We start from the raw sequence: 19,538 nt of genomic DNA, 5'->3' as shown, positions 1-19,538 counted from the left end.
TCATGACCTGAATCAATTGACACCCGCCATAACACGATTCACACCATGAACCCAACGCGACTAAAGGTCGCAGCGCGCCCCGCACGCGCCATCTCAGGCGTATCATGGGCCGCAGAGCGCTAGCAGAACGCGCGAGACTGCGGCCGGCACGCACTGGCCGCGGCATTTCTCCACTGCCGTGGGACTTGATGATGAGCAAGCAAATTCCGGTACATGACGTCACCCCGCCTGCCAGCAAAGGGAAGGATTCCGTCGACCTCTACGCCTCGCGCGAAAAAATCTACACCCGCGCCTTCACCGGTATCTTCCGCAGGCTGCGGATGGCTGGTGGCGCAGTGCTGTTCCTGCTGTACTTCGGCACCGTCTGGCTGAACTGGGGCGGCCACCAGGCCGTCTGGTGGAACCTGCCCGAACGCAAGTTCTACATCTTCGGCGCCACCATCTGGCCCCAGGACTTCATCCTGCTCTCGGGCATCCTGATCGTCGCCGCCTTCGGCCTGTTCTTCATCACCGTATACGCCGGGCGGGTCTGGTGCGGCTATACCTGCCCGCAGAGCGTGTGGACCTGGGTGTTCATGTGGTGCGAGAAAGTCACCGAGGGTGATCGCAACCAACGCATGAAACTGGACAAGGCGCCCATGAGCGCCAACAAGTTCCTGCGCAAGCTGGCCAAGCACGGCCTGTGGCTGCTGATCGGCTTCGTCACCGGCATGACCTTCGTCGGCTACTTCTCGCCGATCCGCGAGCTGGCCATCGAGTTCTTTACCGGTCAAGCCGATGGCTGGGCCTACTTCTGGGTCGGCTTCTTCACCCTCGCTACCTACGGCAACGCCGGCTGGCTGCGCGAGCAGGTGTGCATCTACATGTGCCCGTACGCGCGCTTCCAAAGCGTGATGTTCGACAAGGACACCCTGATCGTCTCCTACGACCCGCGCCGCGGCGAGACCCGCGGCCCGCGCAAGAAAGACATCGACTACAAGGCCAAGGGCCTGGGCGACTGCATCGACTGCACCATGTGCGTACAGGTCTGCCCCACCGGCATCGACATCCGTGACGGCCTGCAGATCGAGTGCATCGGCTGCGCCGCCTGTATCGACGCCTGCGACAGCATCATGGACAAGATGAACTATCCCAAGGGCCTGATCAGCTACACCACCGAGCACAACCTGTCCGGGCAGAAGACCCACATGCTGCGCCCGCGCCTGATCGGCTATGCCCTGGTGCTGCTGGTGATGATCGGCGCCCTGGCCACCGCCTTCGCCACCCGTTCGCTGATCGGTTTCGACGTGGCCAAGGACCGCGTGCTGTACCGCGAGAACGCCCAGGGCCGGATCGAGAACGTCTACAGCCTGAAGGTGATGAACAAGGACCAGCGCGACCACGTCTACGTGCTTGACGCCGCCGGCCTGCCCGACCTCAAGCTCGAAGGCCAGCGTGAGATCCGCGTGAGCGCCGGCGACATCGTCAACCTGCCGGTGCAGTTGTCGGTCGCCCCGGAACAACTGCCCTCGACCACCAACGAAATCACCTTCATCCTCAAGGACGCCGACGACAGCGCCAGCCAGGTTGAAGCCAAGAGCCGCTTCATCGGCCCACAGATCCGCTGAGAGAGAACACCAACAATGCCTGCAGCCACCGCCGCCAGCCCCTGGTACAAGCACCTTTGGCCCTGGATCATCATCGGCATCCTGGCCACCTCGGTGTGCCTGAGCCTGACCATGGTCAGCATTGCCGTGCGCAACCCGGACAACCTGGTCAACGACAACTATTACGAGGCCGGCAAGGGCATCAACCGCTCGCTGGACCGCGAACTGCTGGCCCAGACCCTCAACCTCAAGGCCAGCGTGCACCTGGACGAGCTGACCGGCGAAGTGGAAGTACGCCTGACCGGCAACAGCGACCCGCAGACGCTGGAGCTGAACCTGATCTCGCCGACCCAGCCGGACAAGGACCGCAAGGTGCCGCTGATCCGCACCGAGCAGGGCCGCTATGTCGGCCAGCTCGACGACAAGGTCCAGGGGCGGCGCTTCGTCGAGCTGCTGGGCAGCCAGGATGAGCATGTGTGGCGGTTGTTCGAGGAGGAGAAGGTCGAGCATGGGGTGACCTTGCAGCTGGGGGATGAGGCGTTGCAAGGTGCCGAGCACCAGCAATGAAGCGCCGCACCGCCGGGGCTGCCTTGCAGCCCTTTCGCGGCACAAGGCCGCTCCTACAGGGGAACGCGTGCTTCTGTAGGAGCGGCCTTGTGCCGCGAAAGGGGCGCAAAGCGCCCCCGGCCATTCCAAGCCAAAAGACAGACCCAAGATGACCCAACCCACCCCCTGCTACCACTGCGCCCTGCCCGTCCCCGCCGGCAACCGCTTCACCGCCGTGGTCCTCGGCGAGCCGCGACAGTTCTGCTGCCCCGGCTGCCAGGCAGTGGCCGAGTCCATCGTCGCCGGCGGCCTGGAGCACTACTACCAGCACCGCAGCGACACCAGCGCCAACCCCGAAGCCCTACCCCGCCAGCTCCAGGATGAACTGGCGCTGTACGACCGCAGCGACGTGCAACAGACGTTCGTTCGCCATGAAGGCGAGCTGGCCGAAACCATCCTGATGGTCGAGGGCATCAGCTGCGCCGCCTGCGGCTGGCTGATCGAGAAGCACCTGCGCAACCTTCCCGGCGTCGACGACGCCCGCCTGAACCTGTCCAACCACCGCCTGCTGGTCAGCTGGGACGACCAGCAACTGCCGCTGTCCAGGCTGCTGGCCGAGCTGCGCCAGATCGGCTACGCCGCCCACCCCTACCAACCCGACCAGGCCGCCGAACAGCTGGCCCGGGAAAACCGCAGCGCCCTGCGCCGCCTGGGCGTGGCCGGGCTGCTGTGGTTCCAGGCGATGATGGCGACCATGGCCACCTGGCCGGAATTCAACATCGACCTGTCGCCCGAGCTGCACACCATCCTGCGCTGGGTCGCGCTGTTCCTCACCACCCCTATCGTGTTCTACAGCTGCGCGCCGTTCTTCAAGGGCGCGGCCCGCGACCTGCGTACCCGCCACCTGACCATGGACGTCTCGGTGTCGCTGGCCATCGCCCTGGCCTACTGCGCCGGGATCTGGACCGCGATCACCGGCAGCGGCGAGCTGTACTTCGACACCGTCGGCATGTTCGCCCTGTTCCTGCTCACCGGCCGCTATCTGGAGCGCCGGGCCCGCGAGCGCACTGCGGCGGCCACCGCGCAACTGGTCAACCTGTTGCCGGCCTCGTGCCTGCGCCTGGACGCCAACGGCCAGGGCGAGCGCATCCTGCTTGGCGAACTGCAGTGCGGCGACCGGGTGCAGGTGCTGCCCGGCGCGGTGATCCCGGCCGACGGGCTGATCGTCGACGGGCGCTCCAGCGTCGACGAGTCGCTGCTCACCGGCGAATACCTGCCCCTGGCCCGCCGCGCCGGCGACCGGGTGACCGGCGGCACCCTCAACGTCGAGAGTACCCTCACGGTCGAAGTCCAGGCCCTGGGCCAGGACTCGCGGCTGTCGGCCATCGTCCGTCTGCTGGAGCGTGCCCAGTCGGAAAAGCCGCGCCTGGCGGAAATCGCCGACCGCGCCTCGCAATGGTTCCTGCTGTTCACCCTGGTGGCGGCCGCCGTGATCGGTGTGGTCTGGTGGCAGCTTGATGCGCCCCGGGCGTTCTGGATCGTCCTGGCCATGCTGGTCGCCACCTGCCCCTGCGCCCTGTCGCTGGCCACGCCGACCGCCCTTACCGCCGCCACCGGCAGCCTGCACAAGCTCGGCCTGCTGGTCACCCGCGGGCATGTACTGGAGGGGCTGAACCAGATCGACACGGTGATCTTCGACAAGACCGGCACCCTCACCGAGGGCCGCCTGGCCTTGCGCAGCGTGCGCCCACTGGGCCGGCTGGACGGCGACCAGTGCCTGGCGCTGGCCGCCGCGCTGGAGAACCGCTCCGAGCACCCCATCGCCCGCGCCTTTGGCCGCGCCGCCGAGGCCGCCGAAAGCGTCAGCACCATGCCGGGGCTGGGCCTGGAAGGCGAGTTGGCCGGCCAGCGCCTGCGCATCGGCCAGCCCGCCTTCGTCTGCGTCCTCAGCGGCGCCGAGGTCCCCGCCGTGCCGGAGCCACGCGGGCAATGGCTGCTGCTGGGCGACCGGCAAGGGCCGCTGGCCTGGTTCGGACTGGACGACCGCCTGCGCGACGACGCCCAGGATCTGGTGGCCGCCTGCAAGGCCCGGGGCTGGCAAACGCTGCTGCTGTCCGGCGACAGCTCGCCAATGGTTGCTGAAGTGGCCACGCAACTGGGCATCGACCAGGCGATCGGCGGCCTGCGCCCGGACGACAAGCTGACCCGCCTCAAGGCCCTGCAAGGCGAAGGACGCAAGGTGCTGATGCTCGGCGACGGCGTCAACGACGTGCCGGTACTGGCCGCCGCCGACATCAGCATCGCCATGGGCAGCGCCACCGACCTTGCCAAGACCAGCGCCGACGCGGTGCTGCTGTCCAACCGCCTGCAGGCGCTGGTGCAGGCCTTCGACCTGGCTCGCCGGACCCGCCGCAACATTGTCGAGAACCTGCTCTGGGCGACGCTGTACAATGGCCTCATGCTGCCGTTCGCCGCGCTCGGCTGGATCACCCCGGTGTGGGCGGCGATCGGCATGTCGGTCAGTTCGCTGATCGTGGTGCTCAACGCCCTGCGCCTGACCCGGCTGCCCGCCGAGGCGGCGCCGGGCGCGCGCGAGCCGACGTCGCTCGAAAGGAAACCGCTATGCCCGCCCTCTACGTGATGATCCCCGCCGCCCTGCTGCTGGTCGGCGTCGCCGTGTACATCTTCTTCTGGGCGGTGGACAGCGGCCAGTACGACGACCTCGAAGGCCCGGCCCACAGCATCCTGTTCGATGACCAGGACCCGCGCCACCAGGCCGCCGTGAAGCCCGGGGACGAACAGCCCGACGACAAGGACCCCGCGCCACGTGCCTGAACTGATTCCACTGCTGGGCTCGGCGCTGGTCCTGGGCCTGCTTGGTGGCGGCCACTGCCTGGGCATGTGCGGCGGCCTGATGGGCGCCCTCACCCTGGCCATCCCTGCTGAACAGCGCGGCCGCCGCCTGCGCCTGCTGCTGGCCTACAACCTCGGGCGCATCCTCAGCTATGCCGCCGCCGGCCTGTTGCTGGGCCTTGCCGGCGTGGCGCTGGCCAGTAGCCCGCTGGCCATCGGCTTGCGCGTTGTCGCGGCACTGCTGCTGATCGCCATGGGCCTGTACCTGGCCGGCTGGTGGAGCGGCCTGACCCGAATCGAGGCGCTCGGCCGCGGCCTGTGGCGCCATGTGCAACCGATCGCCACCCGCCTGCTGCCGGTGTCCAGCCTGCCTCGCGCCCTGCTGCTGGGCGCCCTGTGGGGCTGGCTGCCGTGCGGGCTGGTGTACAGCACCCTGCTGTGGGCGGCGAGCCAGGGCGATGCGCTGCACAGCGCGGCGCTGATGCTGGCGTTCGGCGTCGGCACCTGGCCGGTGCTGCTGGCCACCGGGCTTGCCGCCGAGCGCGTGGGTCGCCTGCTGCGCAAGCGCGGGGTGCGCATGGCCGGCGGCGTGCTGGTGATCCTCTTTGGCCTGTGGACACTGCCCGGACCTCACCAGCATTGGTTGATGGGGCATTGATCGCGGGGCAAGCCCGCTCCCACGCCAGCCCCGCGACGGCGCCAACTCACCTTGATACAAATCAACACGACTTCTTACATCCGCCCCTAGACTCCGGACACTGCAGCTCTATCCGGGGACCACCCACATGCTCGACGACCTACGCTGGGACGCCGACCTGATTCGTCGCTACGATCTGGCCGGGCCACGCTACACCTCCTATCCGACCGCCGTGCAATTGCACGGCGAAGTGGGCTCGTTCGACCTGCTTCACGCCCTGCGCGAAAGCCGCCGCGCCACGCGCCCGCTGTCGCTGTACGTGCACGTGCCGTTCTGCGCCAACATCTGCTACTACTGCGCCTGCAACAAGGTCATCACCAAGGACCGTGGCCGCGCCGCGCCCTACCTGCAGCGCCTGGAGCAGGAGATCCAGCTGATCGCCTGCCACCTCGACCCGAAACAGGTGGTCGAGCAGCTGCACTTCGGCGGCGGCACGCCGACTTTTCTCAGCCATGTCGAACTGCGCCAGCTGATGGCCACCCTGCGCCAGCACTTCCACCTGCTGGACGACGACTCCGGCGACTACGGCATCGAGATCGACCCGCGCGAGGCCGACTGGTCGACCATGGGCCTGCTGCGCGAGCTGGGCTTCAACCGCGTCAGCCTCGGCGTGCAGGACCTCGACCCGGCCGTGCAGCGCGCGGTCAACCGCCTGCAGAGCCTGGAGCAGACCCGCACCCTGATCGAGGCGGCGCGCACCCTGCAATTTCGCTCGATCAACCTCGACCTGATCTACGGCCTGCCCAAGCAGACCCCGGAGGGCTTCGCCCGCACCGTCGACGAGGTGATCCGCCTGCAGCCCGACCGTCTGTCGGTTTTCAATTACGCGCACCTGCCCGAGCGTTTCATGCCCCAGCGGCGCATCGACAGCGCCGACCTGCCGGCGCCGGCGGCCAAGCTGGAAATGCTCCACGCCACCATCGACCAGCTGACCGCCGCCGGCTACCGCTACATCGGCATGGACCACTTCGCCCTGCCCGACGACGAGCTGGCCATTGCCCAGGAAGAAGGCACCCTGCAGCGCAACTTCCAGGGCTACACCACCCATGGCCACTGCGACCTGATCGGCCTGGGCGTGTCAGCGATCAGCCAGATCGGCGACCTGTACTGCCAGAACAGCAGCGACCTCAACACCTACCAGGACACCCTCTCCACCGCCCAGCTGGCGACCCAGCGCGGCCTTCTGTGCAACCAGGACGACCGTCTGCGCCGGGCGGTGATCCAGCAACTGATCTGCCACTTCGAACTGGATTTCGAGGCATTCGAGCAGGCCTTCACCATCGATTTTCGTGGCTACTTCAAGGAGCTGTGGCCACAGCTGCAAGCCATGCAGCGCGACGGCCTGATCAGCCTGGACAGCAAAGGCATCCGCATCCTGCCAGCCGGTCGCCTGCTGGCGCGCTCGGTATGCATGGTGTTCGACGCCTACCTCGCGCAGCAGAATCGCCAGCGTTTCTCCCGGGTGATCTGAGGCGATTGAGGCGTTTCACCGCATGGACAGCCCGCCTTTCGGGGCACACTATGGACAGTTGAACGGTAGCGGAACACCCCTTCCCCGCCGTCGCTAGCGTGCACCAAAAATGCGCACACTGGCCTACAGCCCATGCCGCAGGTTATCCTTACGGCTTATGTGTGCTTTCCCACAAGGATCGAAAGAAATGTCCGAGCCAGTAAAACTGCGCCCACACAACCAGGCCCACTGCAAGGATTGCAGCCTGGCCCCCCTGTGCCTGCCCCTGTCCCTGAACCTGGAAGACATGGATGCACTGGATGAAATCGTCAAACGCGGCCGCCCGTTGAAGAAAGGCGAGTTCCTGTTCCGCCAGGGTGACAATTTCGGCTCGGTCTACGCGGTCCGCTCTGGCGCCCTGAAAACCTTCAGCCTCAGCGATGCCGGCGAAGAGCAGATCACCGGCTTCCACCTGCCCAGCGAGCTGGTCGGCCTGTCCGGCATGGACACCGAGGCCTATCCGGTGTCGGCCCAGGCCCAGGAAACCACCTCGGTGTGCGAGATCCCCTTCGAGCGCCTCGACGAGCTGTCGGTGCAGCTGCCGCAGCTGCGCCGCCAGCTGATGCGGGTGATGAGCCGCGAGATCCGCGACGACCAGCAGATGATGCTGCTGCTGTCGAAAAAGACCGCAGACGAGCGCATCGCCACCTTCCTGGTCAATCTGTCGGCACGCTTCCGTGCCCGCGGCTACTCGGCCAACCAGTTCCGCCTGAGCATGTCGCGCAACGAGATCGGCAACTACCTGGGCCTGGCGGTGGAAACCGTGTCGCGGGTGTTCACCCGCTTCCAGCAGAACGGCCTGCTCAAGGCCGAGGGCAAGGAAGTGCACATCCTCGATCCGATCCAGCTGTGTGCGCTGGCCGGTGGTGCGCTGGACGCCTGATTGCCCTGCGGACGGGGTATACTGGCGCCGAGTTTTTCCAGGATACCCGCCCATGTACAGCGACACCTTCGACCTCAAAGCCCTGATCCGCCCGGTAGTGGACTTCCCCAAGCCGGGCGTGATCTTCCGCGACATCACCCCGCTGTTCCAGTCGCCGCGCGGGCTGCGCTATGTCGCCGACCAGTTCATCGAGCGCTATGTCGAAGCCGAGTTCAGCCATATCGGCGCCATGGACGCGCGGGGCTTCCTGATCGGCTCGATCATCGCCCACCAGCTGAACAAGCCGCTGATCCTGTTCCGCAAGCAGGGCAAGCTGCCGGCCGACGTGCTGTCGGAGGGTTACCAGACCGAATACGGCGAGGCCTTCCTGGAAGTGCACGCCGACAGCCTGTGCGATGGCGACTCGGTATTGATCTTCGATGACCTGATCGCCACCGGCGGCACCTTGCTGGCCGCGGCCAACCTGGTGCGCCGCACCGGCGCCCGGGTGTTCGAGGCGGCGGCGATCATCGACCTGCCGGAGCTGGAAGGCTCGCGCCGCCTGCAAGCGGCCGGGGTGCCGACCTTCTGCCTGACCGAGTTTTCCCTGAGCGAATACTGAGTTCGCGTTGGCGATGCTTTGCTAGGGCTTACAGCCAGCCTCCTTCAAGGTTTTGCGATTTTTTGGATATGACCGTTCCAACTCAGGATTGCCGGGGTCGCTTTGCGACCCTTTCGCGGCACAAGGCCGCTCCTACAGGGGGGCACAGTCGCCTGTAGGAGCGGCCTTGTGCCGCGAAAGGGCTGCAAGGCAGCCCCGGCACATCCAAGCCGAACGCCAAATATCGACACCTTGAAAGGGCTGGGTCTTACAGCGAAATCGGCCTGCGTCCGGCAAATGCATGGGCCAGCGTCCCGCCATCCACCAGCTCCAGCTCCCCGCCCAACGGCACGCCATGGGCAATACGCGTGGCAGCCAGGCCCTTCTCGGCCAGCAGCTGGGCGATGTAATGCGCCGTCGCCTCCCCTTCCACCGTAGGGTTGGTGGCCAGGATCACCTCGCTGAAGGTGCCCTGCTCCTCGATCCGCGCCATCAACTGCGGAATACCGATGGCCTCAGGCCCCAGGCCATCGAGCGGCGACAGGTGCCCCTTGAGCACGAAGTAGCGACCGCGATAGCCGGTCTGCTCCACCGCGTACACATCCATCGGCCCCTCCACCACACACAGCTGGCTGTCGTCGCGGCGCGGATCGGCGCACTGCGGGCACAGCTCCTGCTCGGTCAGGGTCCGGCACTGTCGACAGTGGCCAACGCCCTCCATGGCCTGGCTCAGGGCCTGGGCCAGGCGCGTGCCGCCGCTGCGGTCGCGTTCGAGCAGTTGCAGGGCCATGCGTTGGGCGGTTTTCTGACCGACGCCGGGCAGGATGCGCAGGGCGTCGATCAGTTGGCGGATCAGGGGGCTGAAGCTCATGTGTGCAGGCCTGCCAATTCAGGAAACAGAATGAACAAGGGAGCAACGACCGTCGGGTCGTTGCTCCCCATTTGAAGCCAGAAGCCGATCAGAACGGCATCTTGAAACCAGGCGGCAGCTGCATGCCAGCGGTCATGCCGCCCATCTTTTCCTGACTGCTCTGCTCGATCTTGCGCACGGCGTCGTTCAGCGCGGCGGCGATCAGGTCCTCGAGCACTTCCTTGTCGTCGGCGTCGGTCGACATCAGGCTCTGGTCGATGCTGACGCGCTTGACGTCGTGGCGACCGGTCATCACCACGCTGACCAGGCCGCCGCCGGACTGGCCGGTGACTTCCGCGTTGGCCAGCTCTTCCTGCATCTTCTGCATCTTTTCCTGCATCTGCTGGGCCTGCTTCATCAGGCCGGCCATGCCACCTTTCATCATGGGGTATACCTCGATTGGGTCATGTGATGCGGCCCGGCACAGGCGGGCCACATGGTTATCCGTTCATTGGCCCTGGCTGGCCAGGGCGTCTACAGGCTCAATAGTATCCTGCCTGACCGTCGCGCCGAACTGCCGGATCATCTGCTGGATGAGCGGATCCTGCTCGATCGACACAACCGCATCATGCTGACGCTCGGCACGCTTGCGCGAGGCGGCCTGGGCCGGGGTCTCCTGCTCGGGGCGGATCAACTCGATCTTCAGGCGGATCTCGCGACCCAACTGCTGGTTGAGCGCGTCGTTCAGGCGGCGCTGCTGCGTCGAGTTGAACAGCGCGCCCTGCCCCGGGTCCAGGTGCAACAGCCAGTCATCGCCATCGGCGGCGATCAGCGTACAGTTTGCGGCGATGTTGCCTGTCATACCGGAGACAGGCAACTGTGGGAATAATTCCAGCCATTGCAGGGCGAGGCCGCTCGCGGGCATGGCCGCCGGCAGCGGCTCCGGCGCCTGGGCGGGCGCCTCTTCCTGCACGTGCTCGGCCAACTCGTCCAGGTAGCTGAAGCCGGCCGGGTCGCTGTCGGGCGTGTAGTAGTCCTCGTCCGCCGGCGGCTCGTCGTCGCGCTCCATGCCCGCCGGGCTGTAGGCCGACGGATCGAATGGCGGCTCGTCGTAGTCCGACTGCGGGTTGGCGGCTTCGACCGCAGGTGCAGGCTCGGGCGGCAGCTCGGGCGCAACCGGCGCCGGCGCGGCAACGGGCTCCTCCCAAGGCAGGTCGATGACCTCCTCGACGGGCTGCGGCTCGGGCTCTGGTTCTGATTGCGGTTGCGGTGCCTCGATAACCTCGGCAACGGCCGGCACTTCGACGACTGGCGGCTCTGGCTGTACAGATGGCTCAGCCACGGGCTCCGGCGCGACCGTTTCAGCGACAGGGCTGGCGGCAACGGGCGGCGCCACGACCGCAGGCGCCGCTGCCACCGGTTGGGCCGGATCAGCTGTGGCTTGGCTGATCCCCACCGGCTTTAGTACCGGCTTCGGTGCATCGTCGGTGTCGGCCGGGCGGAAGGCCAGCATGCGCAGCAGGACCATTTCGAAGCCACCACGCGGGTCCGGCGCCAGCGGCAGGTCGCGTCGGCCGATCAGGCCCATCTGGTAGTAGAACTGCACATCCTCGGCCGGCAGGGCCTGGGCCAGCGCCAGCACGCGCTCACGGTCGCCCTGGCCGTTGTCGACCGCCTCGGGCAGGGCCTGGGCAATCGCCACCCGGTGCAGCACGTTGAGCATTTCCGACAGTACGCCGTTCCAGTCCGGACCTTGTTCGGCCAGATCGCGCACCGCCTCCAGCAATGCCCGGGCATCGCCCTCGAGCAACGCCTGCAGCACACCGTACACCTGGCCATGGTCGAGAGTGCCGAGCATCGCCCGCACATCGGCGGCCAGCACCTTGCCCTCGCCGAAGGCGATAGCCTGGTCGGTCAGGCTCATGGCGTCGCGCATCGAACCATCGGCGGCGCGACCGAGCAACCACAGGGCGTCGTCCTCGAACGGCACGTTCTCGGCGCCCAGCACATGGGTCAGGTGCTCGACCACCCGTTCCGGGCTCATGTTCTTTAGCGAGAACTGCAGGCAGCGCGACAGGATGGTCGCCGGCAGCTTCTGCGGGTCGGTGGTGGCGAGGATGAACTTGACGTAGGGCGGCGGCTCTTCCAGCGTCTTCAACAAGGCGTTGAACGAGTGGGTGGAGAGCATGTGCACTTCGTCGATCAGGTAGACCTTGAAGCGCCCGCGGCTTGGCGCGTACTGCACGTTGTCGAGCAGTTCGCGGGTGTCCTCGACCTTGGTGCGACTGGCGGCGTCGATCTCGATCAGGTCGACGAATCGGCCCTCGTCGATCTCCCGGCACACCGAACAGGTGCCGCACGGCGTGGAGGTGATGCCAGTCTCGCAGTTCAGGCACTTGGCGATGATCCGCGCAATGGTGGTCTTGCCCACGCCCCGGGTACCGGTGAACAGGTAGGCGTGGTGCAGGCGCTGGTTGTCCAGGGCGTTGATCAAAGCCTTGAGCACATGGGTCTGGCCGACCATTTCGCGGAACGAGCGCGGACGCCATTTACGTGCAAGAACCTGATAACTCATCAAAAAACCATCGTGACCGGAGCGGGCGGAAAGAGCGCTAATGCTAGCGGAGCGGGGCCGAAATTGCACCCTGCCGATCTCGACTAAGCTCAGTAGCGGGCACACGGACGGCGGATCAGGGAGGATGAGGCGTGCGGCGAGTCCTGGCTATCCTGTTGCTGTGGACCACCCAAAGCATGGCGCACCCGCCGGTGCTGCGCTTTTCCGTCGCCGAAAGCTGGAGCATGCCGTTGATGCGCACCGAGGACCAGCAACCGGTGGAAGGCATCCTTTTCGAGCTGATGCAGGCCATTGCCCGGGAGGTCGACGCCCGCCCGCAATACCACGTGATGGCCCGCCTGCGCCTGCAGGAGGCGATGCAGGCCGGCGAAATCGACGTGCGCTGCTACGTCTCCACCCAGTGGCTGACCGACCGGCCGGGCGACTTCCTGTGGAGCATCCCCGTCATCGAACAGCGTGACCTGCTGATCGGCCGCCCCGGCGACAGCGGCCCCACCCACCCGGAAGCACTGCCGCCGCAGGCTATCGGCACTGTACTCGGCTACACCTACCCCACCCTCGAACCCCTGTTCAGCCAGGGCCGCCTGCAACGCGAGGACAGCCGCAACCAGTTGCTGGCCCTGCAGAAGCTCCAGGCCGGACGCTTTCGCCACGCGATCAGCAACCAGTTGTCATTGCAATGGTACAACCGCTCCCTGCCGCCGGGGCAACGCCTGCAAGCCTTGGCCGTGCTGGAAGAGCAAGCGCTGGGCTGCATGGTGCGCAATGATCCCCAACTACCGACCCAAGGTGTGCTCAGGGCGCTGGTGCGGATCAAGGAGTCCGGGGAGATGAAGCGGATTGTCGAGCGGTATACCGACGGCCAGGTCTTTCAAGGTGCTCGACGTTAGTGTTGCAGCGCCTATCAGTTCGAGCGCCGCCCGCGCGGCGCATCGCGGCGCAAGGCCGCTCCTACATCTGTTTCGGGCCAGTCAATCCTGTGCCATTACCTGGTCCGCCTTGTTGGTCCGACACGGTTTCAGCGTGGGCACCACTGCCGCCTCATCTGTCTCAAGACATGCACCAAGGCGGGCAACCATGGCCTGACAGGTTCGGCACGTTGCAAAAAATGTAGGAGCGGGCTTGTCCCGCGATGCGCCGCGCGGGCGGCGCTCGATCTGATAGGCGCTGCAGGGGTTGCAGCGGACATCTGGAGGCCCTCACCCAAGGCAAGCATGACGCAGGCTCCATTGATCCAAACACACCTGTTTAGCCTGTCAGCCCTCCCCGAACCCCTGCCAGCACTACCGCACTCAGGAACAACCCAAAACCGAACACGCCATGCGTGGCCAAGCTACGCAGGCAACTCCTGAGCGGCGTCGGGGTACGGCTGGCAAAATACCCCGCCCCAAACGCGGGCTGCACCACACACAACGGCACCAGCACCGAGACCACCCCGAACAGCAACGCGGGCCACAGGAGCGGCCCCTGCAACCACCCCTCCCCTGCAATTGCCACCAGTAACGCCGCAAACACCAGCCCCGTGGCGTAATGGAGCAACCAGCCCCACGCCAGTTCCCCCCTGACCGGCGCAGCCTTGCCGATCGCCGCATGCCGCCAGCACCCCGCGAACAGGTGGCCCGCCCAGCGCCCGACCATCGCGTAGTTCAGGGTGGTAATGCCCAGGCGCCTGAGCAGCAGGGTCCACAGGTCCATGACCAGGGTGGCGCCGATGCCGATCAGCAGAATGGAAAATACGAGAGAAGAAACGCTCATGACAAAAGCCCTTGGCAGATTGACGGAAAGGTCGATGCCGAGCAGCATGCAAGTTGAAGTCAACTTCAAGTCAAGGGAGCCGCGATGGACATTGCCGATGTCGCCAGGCGCACCGGAGTGCCGGCGTCGACATTGCGTTACTACGCGAACAAGGGCTTGCTCACATCACTCGCTGGCCGCGGCCAGCGCCGGCAATTCCCGGCGGATACGCCCGAACGCCTGGCCCTGATCGCCCTGGGCCAGGCGGCGGGATTTTCGCTGGACGAAGTGGCGGCGATGCTGGACGAGCAACGGGTCGACCGAGCGCTGCTGCTGGCCAAGGCCGATGAGATCGAGCAGAAGATCAAGCGCCTGCAGGCGATGAGCAAAGGGCTGCGGCATGCGGCGGTGTGCCCCGAGGAGAACCACCTGCAGTGCCCGACCTTCCAGCGATTGATGCAAGTGTCGGCCAGCAGGGGCAAGCGTGGGAGTCGCCTGGCCCCGCGATGAGGCCCACCAGACCAGAGCACGGCGGCGGGTTCAGTAGCCGTGCAACTCGCGGAACGGCTGGCCCTTGTGGTAATTGATCCACTCTTCCACATCATAGGGCAGGTACAACTGCCGCCGCGCCCGCGACAGGGCAATGTACACCGCGCAGATCCGCGCATCGAAGGCGTAGGCGTCCTTGAAGCGCTGAGTGGTCATCAGCTCCGGCGTCAACAGCACCTTATCGAACTCCAGGCCACCGGCCTCCTCGGCCATCAACAGCGTGAGGCTGGCAGGCTGCGCGGCGACGCGCGCATCCAGACCGGTCAGGTCGGCAAGCTTGAAACCCGCCTCCAGCCGCGCCTCGACCCATTGGAACGCGGCATCGAAACGCTCGGACTCGCGCACCTGCTGCCAGTCGAGCAGGTGCGCGAAGTACCCATGCGGCCCTTCGGCGTCCTGCCCCGGCGCATAGAACGCCGACCTGAACAGGCCAATCGCGGTGACCATGAAACGGCGCATGTCCGGCCAGTCGGGGAAGTTCAGCAGGCAGTTGGACTCGGCCATCTCCATGGCCCAGCGCATCGTGTCCCAGCGCGAGGCAGTCAGTACCACGCAGCCCTCGGGCGGGACAAAACCTTCGGGGAAGTGCTCGATGCCGACATCGACATGCCGCGCCGCCTCGAACGCGACCTTGGATTTTTTCGAGTGCACACCGATCAACGGGTTGATCAGGCGCTCCACCTTGGGCCCGGAGCGCACGGCGAAGGCCATGTCCTTCTGCCGTACCTGACGCTCGCGCCTGACCACCTCGCCGCTGGCCTTCTGGTATTCGTCGCCCAGGGTGATCAGCACCTGGCGGCCACGCTCGATGACCTGCAGCAGCGAGGCCGGCACATCCTGGCTCTCGTCGATGATCACATGGCTGAAGCGCCCGGGCACGCTGCAGCCACCCAGGCTGGCGCGCTTGAGCAGCAGCAACGCCTCGAACCCGGTCTGCGTACCCCAGCTCGGCTGCGCCTCCAGGTAACGCCACAGGCGGCTGGCGTACTCGAGCAGCACCTGGGCATCGAGGCTGGACAGCGCCTGGCGAAAGTGCGGCAGGTGGTGGTTGGACAGGCTGTAGTCCCGCGACTCGCAATAGTTGCGCAGCACTTCCAGGCAGATATCCAGGGCGTGCTCGGCGTCGTACTGGCGCAGCCCGACGATCCCCAGCTCTTCGGCCAGCCGGCGCTTGCCGGGGCCGCGCGGCGCCGTCCGGGCGGAAACCGGCCGGTTATCCTTGAGCAGGGCCCGGGCGAACTGGCCGAAGGTCATGCCGACCTTGGCCTGGGCATCCAGCCCCATGCGCCGACGCAGGGTACCGAGCTTGGCCGGTGTGCGCGCCAGGGCCAGCACCCGGCCACGCGGCAGGCATTCCATCAGGGCGCCGAGCAGGTAGCTCTTGCCGATCCCGGCATAGCCCTGCACGTGGATATCCTCGTCGAGGTTGGCCTGGATGACCTTGAGCAGCTTGTCCTGCTCGACGGTCAGCCAGCGCTCGCTGTCGAAGCCGGTGGTCACCCGCTGGCTGAACGGGTTGTCACTGTGATGCAGGCGGATGCGGTAGTCGAAATCCCATTTGCCATCCGCCAGCAGGTACTCCCGCGCCTGCACCTGTTCGGCATCGAGCAGGCGCAGTTTCGAGCCCTTGATCACCTCGAGGCCGAAATAGAGCTTGCGCGCATCGAACAGCCGACGGGCCTCGGACAGCAAGCCCACGCCAGGCGAGTGCGCGCCATCGACCGCCCACGCCAGCAGCTTGCCCAGGACCTTTTCCGCCGCCCGCGCATCGACCTGGCCCGGTGCCTGGGCCAGGTTCTGGATCACCAGTATTGCTGCCAGCTCCGGCTCGCCCAAGGCGTCGAGCGCAGGCGCGCCCTCGGCCTGCAGCAAGGCCTGGCATACCTCTGCGCTGACCGGCAGGTACACCGGATGGGAAAAGTCGAAGTGCTCGGGCTGCATATCGGTACGGGTCCGGGGATCACTCAAGGGTTGTCGGATTCAGCGGCCTGCCCCACCACCAGTTCGAAGCGGTAGGCTCCCAACGACCCCGCCATGTCGCCGGGATAGCTGATACCCGCCTGCGGCGCATCAAGTACGCCATCGAGCTCATGCAGGGCCAGTTCCAGCAACTTGCGCAAGTCACGCACCGAGTGCGCCGACACCTGCACCTGCAACGCGAAGGCCGCCGCGTCAGCCGTCACTGCCACAGGGGCAGCCGCTTCCTCGAGGATGCGCTCATGCTCTTCTTCCATCTGGTCGAGCACCTGCGACAGCTCCAGCACACGCTCGGGGCTGGCGGCCATCTGGTCCTTGATTTCCAGGCGGCGCATCTGCCACTCACGGATTTTCTGGCGGGTGAGGTCGTCGACATGTTCCACGGTCGCTATCTCCTGGCCGAATGGGCTGACACGATGGGATGCATGATAAGGCGCTGCGCGGGATCGTGCAGGCGGAAAACGGTGCGAGGGTGTAAAGAAAAGCGTCTGATGGGCGACGCCTGGCGGGTACGCCGGAAAATTCCTGCGCCCAAAATGGAGGCGGCCCCACCAGCCACACCCCGGCACTCGATGTTCCCGCTATGGCTGCTCCCTTCCGGGCCTGACCAGGTTAACGGGTAATCAATGCGGGGGGACCGATGGGGCCACCACGACGGCTCGTCAGCTGACGAGCCGCGCCATTGTACAGCGCCGGGGCGAAGTTACAACCTTTGATCGTGAAAAAACCATCATTTCTCAAGGACTTGTGGCAAATCTATCGCGGGGCAAGCCCGCTCCCACGCATCATCACCCGTGGGAGCGGGCTTGCCCCGCGATAAGGCCTGCGGGTTCAGACGCTGATGCCGCGCTCCGTCAGGAAGCCCACGAACGCCTCCTCGTCCATCACCGCCACGCCCAGCTCGCCGGCCTTGGCCAGCTTGGAGCCGGCGCCGGGGCCGGCGACCACACAGTGGGTCTTGCCCGACACGGAACCCGCGACCTTGGCCCCCAGGCTTTCCAGCTTCTCCTTGGCGATATCGCGGCTCATGCGTTCCAGGGTGCCGGTCAGCACCCAGGTCTGGCCGGCCAGCGGCAAGCCCTCGGCGGACTTCTTCTCGCACGACCAGTGCATGCCGAATTCCAGCAACTGGGCCTCGATGGCACGGGCCAGCTGCTGGTTGGCCTCGACCTTGAAGAACTCGCGCACCCCGTCGGCGGCCTTGGTATTCAGGGCCTGGCGCAAGTCGATGCCATCGGCGGCGATGATCTTGTCCAGCGTACCCAGCTTGTCCACCAGCTTCTCGGCGCCGGTCGGGCCGACCGAGGGGATGTCGAGCTTGGCCAGCATCCCGGCCAGCGTGGTGCTGGCGGCGAACTCGGCGGCAAGCTCGCCCTCGTCCTGCAACTGCATGCCACTGGCCAGCAACTGCGCGATGACCTCGCGATTGTGCGCGTCCTCGAAGAAATTGTGGATCTCGTGGGCAACCTCTAGGCCTATGTCCGGCAGATAGGTCAGCACCTGCGGCAACGCCACCTGCACCCGCGCCAGGCTGCCCAGGGAGCGGGCCAGGACCTTGGCGGTCTCCTCGCCGACATCGGGGATGCCCAGCGCATAGATGAAGCGCGCCAGGCTCGGGCGCTTGCTCGCCTCGATGGCGGCCAGCAGCTTGTTGCTCGATACCTCGGCAAAGCCTTCCAGCGCCACCACCTGGTCGAAGGTCAGGTGATAGAGATCGGCCGGTGAGCGGATCAGGTTCTCGTCGACCAGCTGCTCGACGCTCTTCTCGCCCAGGCCGTCGATGTCCATGGCCCGGCGCGATACGTAGTGGATGATCGCCTGCTTGAGCTGGGCAGCGCAGCTCAGGCGCCCCACGCAACGGTACACCGCGCCTTCGCTGGTGGTTTCCTTGCCCTTGCTGCGCTTGACCAGCTGGGTGCGCTCGACCTGCGAGCCGCACACCGGGCACTGCGTGGGCACCTCGACCGGCCGGGCGTCCTGCGGACGGCGGTCGAGCACCACCTGCATCACCTGCGGGATCACATCGCCGGCGCGGCGGATAATCACCGTGTCGCCGATGCGCAGGCCCAGGCGGGCGATCTCGTCCATGTTGTGCAAGGTGGCGTTGGACACGGTCACGCCGGCCACCTTGACCGGCTTGAGCCGCGCCACCGGGGTCACCGCGCCGGTGCGGCCAACCTGGAACTCGACGTCGAGTACCTCGGTGAGCTCTTCCATGGCCGGGAACTTGTGGGCGATCGCCCAGCGTGGCTCGCGGGCGCGGAAGCCCAGCTCACGCTGGGAGGCCAGGCTGTTGACCTTGAACACCACACCGTCGATCTCGTAGGGCAGGCCATTGCGACGGGCACCGATATCGCGGTAGTAGGCCAGGCACTCCTCGATGCCGGCGGCATGGCGCAGCTCGCGGCTGATCGGCAACCCCCAGGTCTTGAGCTTTTCGAGGATGCCGATATGGCTGTCGCCAAAAGGCTCGGATACCTGGCCGACGCCATAGCAGCAGAATTCCAGCGGGCGGCTGGCGGTGATCTTCGAGTCCAGCTGGCGCAGGCTGCCGGCCGCAGCGTTGCGCGGGTTGGCGAAGGTCTTGCCGCCGGCGTCGGCCTGGGCGGCGTTAAGCCGGTCGAAACCGGCCTTGCTCATGTACACCTCGCCGCGCACTTCCAGCACCGCCGGCCAGCCCTCGCCCTGCAGCTTGAGCGGGATGTTGCGCACGGTGCGCACGTTGGTGCTGATGTCCTCGCCGGTGGTGCCGTCGCCGCGGGTGGCGCCCTGCACCAGCTGGCCATCGCGGTACAGCAGGCTCACCGCCAGGCCGTCGAGTTTCGGCTCGCAGCTGTAGTCCACCGCGGCCTGATCACCGCCCGGCAGGTCCAGGCCCTCCACGACGCGGCGACCGAAATCGCGCAGGTCATCCTCCTCGAAGGCGTTGCCCAGGCTGAGCATCGGCACCTCGTGGCGGACCTGGCTGAAAGCCGCCAGCGCCGCACCACCGACGCGCTGGGTCGGCGAGTCCGGGGTCACCAGGTGCGGATGCTCGGCCTCCAGCGCCTTGAGCTCGTTGAACAGTCGGTCGTATTCGGCATCGGGCACGCTGGGTTCGTCGAGCACGTAATAGCGGTAGTTGTGCTGGTCGAGTTCGGCGCGCAGGGCATGGATTCGGGATTCGGCGTTCATGGTTGGTCTTCTCTTGCAAAGCAA

17 protein-coding genes and 1 other RNA gene are annotated in these 19,538 nt (G+C 66.3%); 10 read left to right on the top strand and 8 right to left on the bottom strand.

All coding sequences use genetic code 11. From position 1 onward, the window contains the following. Positions 1 to 191 precede the first annotated feature (191 nt). From ccoG to POF53_RS11465, 8 genes are all read left to right on the top strand, one after another. Entirely contained in the window at positions 192 to 1,607 is a 1,416-nt protein-coding gene (gene ccoG / locus POF53_RS11500) for a cytochrome c oxidase accessory protein CcoG (RefSeq protein WP_498967761.1), read from the top strand. Positions 1,608 to 1,622: 15 nt separating this feature from the next. Further along, entirely contained in the window at positions 1,623 to 2,153 is a 531-nt protein-coding gene (locus POF53_RS11495) for a FixH family protein (RefSeq protein ID WP_232856760.1), read from the top strand. Between the two features lie 148 nt (positions 2,154 to 2,301). Next, entirely contained in the window at positions 2,302 to 4,773 is a 2,472-nt protein-coding gene (locus POF53_RS11490) for a heavy metal translocating P-type ATPase (RefSeq protein ID WP_498967759.1), read from the top strand. After that, entirely contained in the window at positions 4,755 to 4,967 is a 213-nt protein-coding gene (gene ccoS, locus POF53_RS11485) for a cbb3-type cytochrome oxidase assembly protein CcoS (protein ID WP_050706577.1), read from the top strand. Before POF53_RS11490 ends, ccoS begins: the two co-directional genes overlap by 19 nt. Continuing rightward, positions 4,960 to 5,643 (top strand): sulfite exporter TauE/SafE family protein, encoded by a 684-nt coding sequence (locus tag POF53_RS11480; protein WP_203651764.1) that lies wholly within the window; start codon positions 4,960 to 4,962, stop codon positions 5,641 to 5,643. The genes ccoS and POF53_RS11480 overlap by 8 nt, the downstream gene beginning before the upstream one ends. A 127-nt stretch (positions 5,644 to 5,770) precedes the next feature. Further along, the gene (hemN, locus tag POF53_RS11475; protein WP_498967756.1) at positions 5,771 to 7,153 is read left to right on the top strand and encodes an oxygen-independent coproporphyrinogen III oxidase; all 1,383 of its coding nucleotides are present in this window, start codon (positions 5,771 to 5,773) and stop codon (positions 7,151 to 7,153) included. Between the two features lie 187 nt (positions 7,154 to 7,340). Then, positions 7,341 to 8,075, top strand: a complete 735-nt coding sequence (gene fnrA, locus POF53_RS11470; RefSeq protein WP_110739928.1) for a Crp/Fnr family transcriptional regulator FnrA — start codon at positions 7,341 to 7,343, stop codon at positions 8,073 to 8,075. A gap of 52 nt (positions 8,076 to 8,127) precedes the next feature. Continuing rightward, positions 8,128 to 8,676, top strand: a complete 549-nt coding sequence (locus tag POF53_RS11465; protein ID WP_232856763.1) for an adenine phosphoribosyltransferase — start codon at positions 8,128 to 8,130, stop codon at positions 8,674 to 8,676. A gap of 247 nt (positions 8,677 to 8,923) precedes the next feature. Here POF53_RS11465 and recR read toward each other — a convergent pair whose 3' ends face one another. The 3 genes from recR to dnaX form a co-directional block, all read right to left on the bottom strand. Further along, positions 8,924 to 9,526, bottom strand: coding sequence for a recombination mediator RecR (recR, locus tag POF53_RS11460; RefSeq protein ID WP_028692866.1), 603 nt, complete (start codon positions 9,524 to 9,526; stop codon positions 8,924 to 8,926). Between the two features lie 88 nt (positions 9,527 to 9,614). Beyond that, positions 9,615 to 9,950, bottom strand: a complete 336-nt coding sequence (locus POF53_RS11455; RefSeq protein WP_023632783.1) for a YbaB/EbfC family nucleoid-associated protein — start codon at positions 9,948 to 9,950, stop codon at positions 9,615 to 9,617. A 63-nt stretch (positions 9,951 to 10,013) separates the two neighbouring features. Beyond that, positions 10,014 to 12,080 (bottom strand): DNA polymerase III subunit gamma/tau, encoded by a 2,067-nt coding sequence (gene dnaX / locus POF53_RS11450; protein ID WP_498967752.1) that lies wholly within the window; start codon positions 12,078 to 12,080, stop codon positions 10,014 to 10,016. Positions 12,081 to 12,211: 131 nt separating this feature from the next. Between dnaX and POF53_RS11445 the strand changes: the two genes are divergently transcribed. Next, positions 12,212 to 12,970 carry a substrate-binding periplasmic protein gene (locus POF53_RS11445; protein WP_498967750.1) on the top strand — a complete coding sequence of 253 codons (759 nt, stop codon included), beginning with the start codon at positions 12,212 to 12,214 and terminating at the stop codon, positions 12,968 to 12,970. A gap of 358 nt (positions 12,971 to 13,328) precedes the next feature. Here the strand turns inward: POF53_RS11445 and POF53_RS11440 are convergent, their stop codons facing one another. Next, positions 13,329 to 13,835 carry a DUF2938 domain-containing protein gene (locus POF53_RS11440; RefSeq protein WP_232856784.1) on the bottom strand — a complete coding sequence of 169 codons (507 nt, stop codon included), beginning with the start codon at positions 13,833 to 13,835 and terminating at the stop codon, positions 13,329 to 13,331. 84 nt (positions 13,836 to 13,919) lie between these two features. Between POF53_RS11440 and POF53_RS11435 the strand changes: the two genes are divergently transcribed. After that, on the top strand, positions 13,920 to 14,324 hold the full coding sequence (locus POF53_RS11435) for a helix-turn-helix domain-containing protein (RefSeq protein ID WP_232856767.1): 405 nt from the start codon (positions 13,920 to 13,922) through the stop codon (positions 14,322 to 14,324). A 30-nt stretch (positions 14,325 to 14,354) separates the two neighbouring features. On the opposite strand, the gene POF53_RS11430 is transcribed toward POF53_RS11435, so the two are convergent. The 4 genes from POF53_RS11430 to ligA all read right to left on the bottom strand — a co-directional run bounded on the left by POF53_RS11430 (position 14,355) and on the right by ligA (position 19,514). Further along, a complete protein-coding gene (locus POF53_RS11430; RefSeq protein WP_498967748.1) occupies positions 14,355 to 16,331 on the bottom strand; it encodes a hypothetical protein in 1,977 nt (658 codons plus the stop codon). Beyond that, positions 16,328 to 16,723, bottom strand: a complete 396-nt coding sequence (locus tag POF53_RS11425; protein WP_203651755.1) for a hypothetical protein — start codon at positions 16,721 to 16,723, stop codon at positions 16,328 to 16,330. The genes POF53_RS11430 and POF53_RS11425 overlap by 4 nt, the downstream gene beginning before the upstream one ends. 163 nt (positions 16,724 to 16,886) lie before the next feature. Beyond that, positions 16,887 to 16,983, bottom strand: an RNA gene (gene ffs, locus POF53_RS11420) — signal recognition particle sRNA small type. A 188-nt stretch (positions 16,984 to 17,171) separates the two neighbouring features. Further along, positions 17,172 to 19,514, bottom strand: coding sequence for an NAD-dependent DNA ligase LigA (gene ligA, locus POF53_RS11415; RefSeq protein WP_498967746.1), 2,343 nt, complete (start codon positions 19,512 to 19,514; stop codon positions 17,172 to 17,174). Between the last annotated feature and the right edge of the window lie 24 nt (positions 19,515 to 19,538).

This window comes from Mitsuaria sp. RG (assembly GCF_028369275.1).
Taxonomy (GTDB): Bacteria; Pseudomonadota; Gammaproteobacteria; order Pseudomonadales; family Pseudomonadaceae; genus Aquipseudomonas; species Aquipseudomonas peradeniyensis.
Note: the sequence above shows the minus strand (reverse complement) of the source record. Positions and strands in the feature narration are given on the sequence as shown.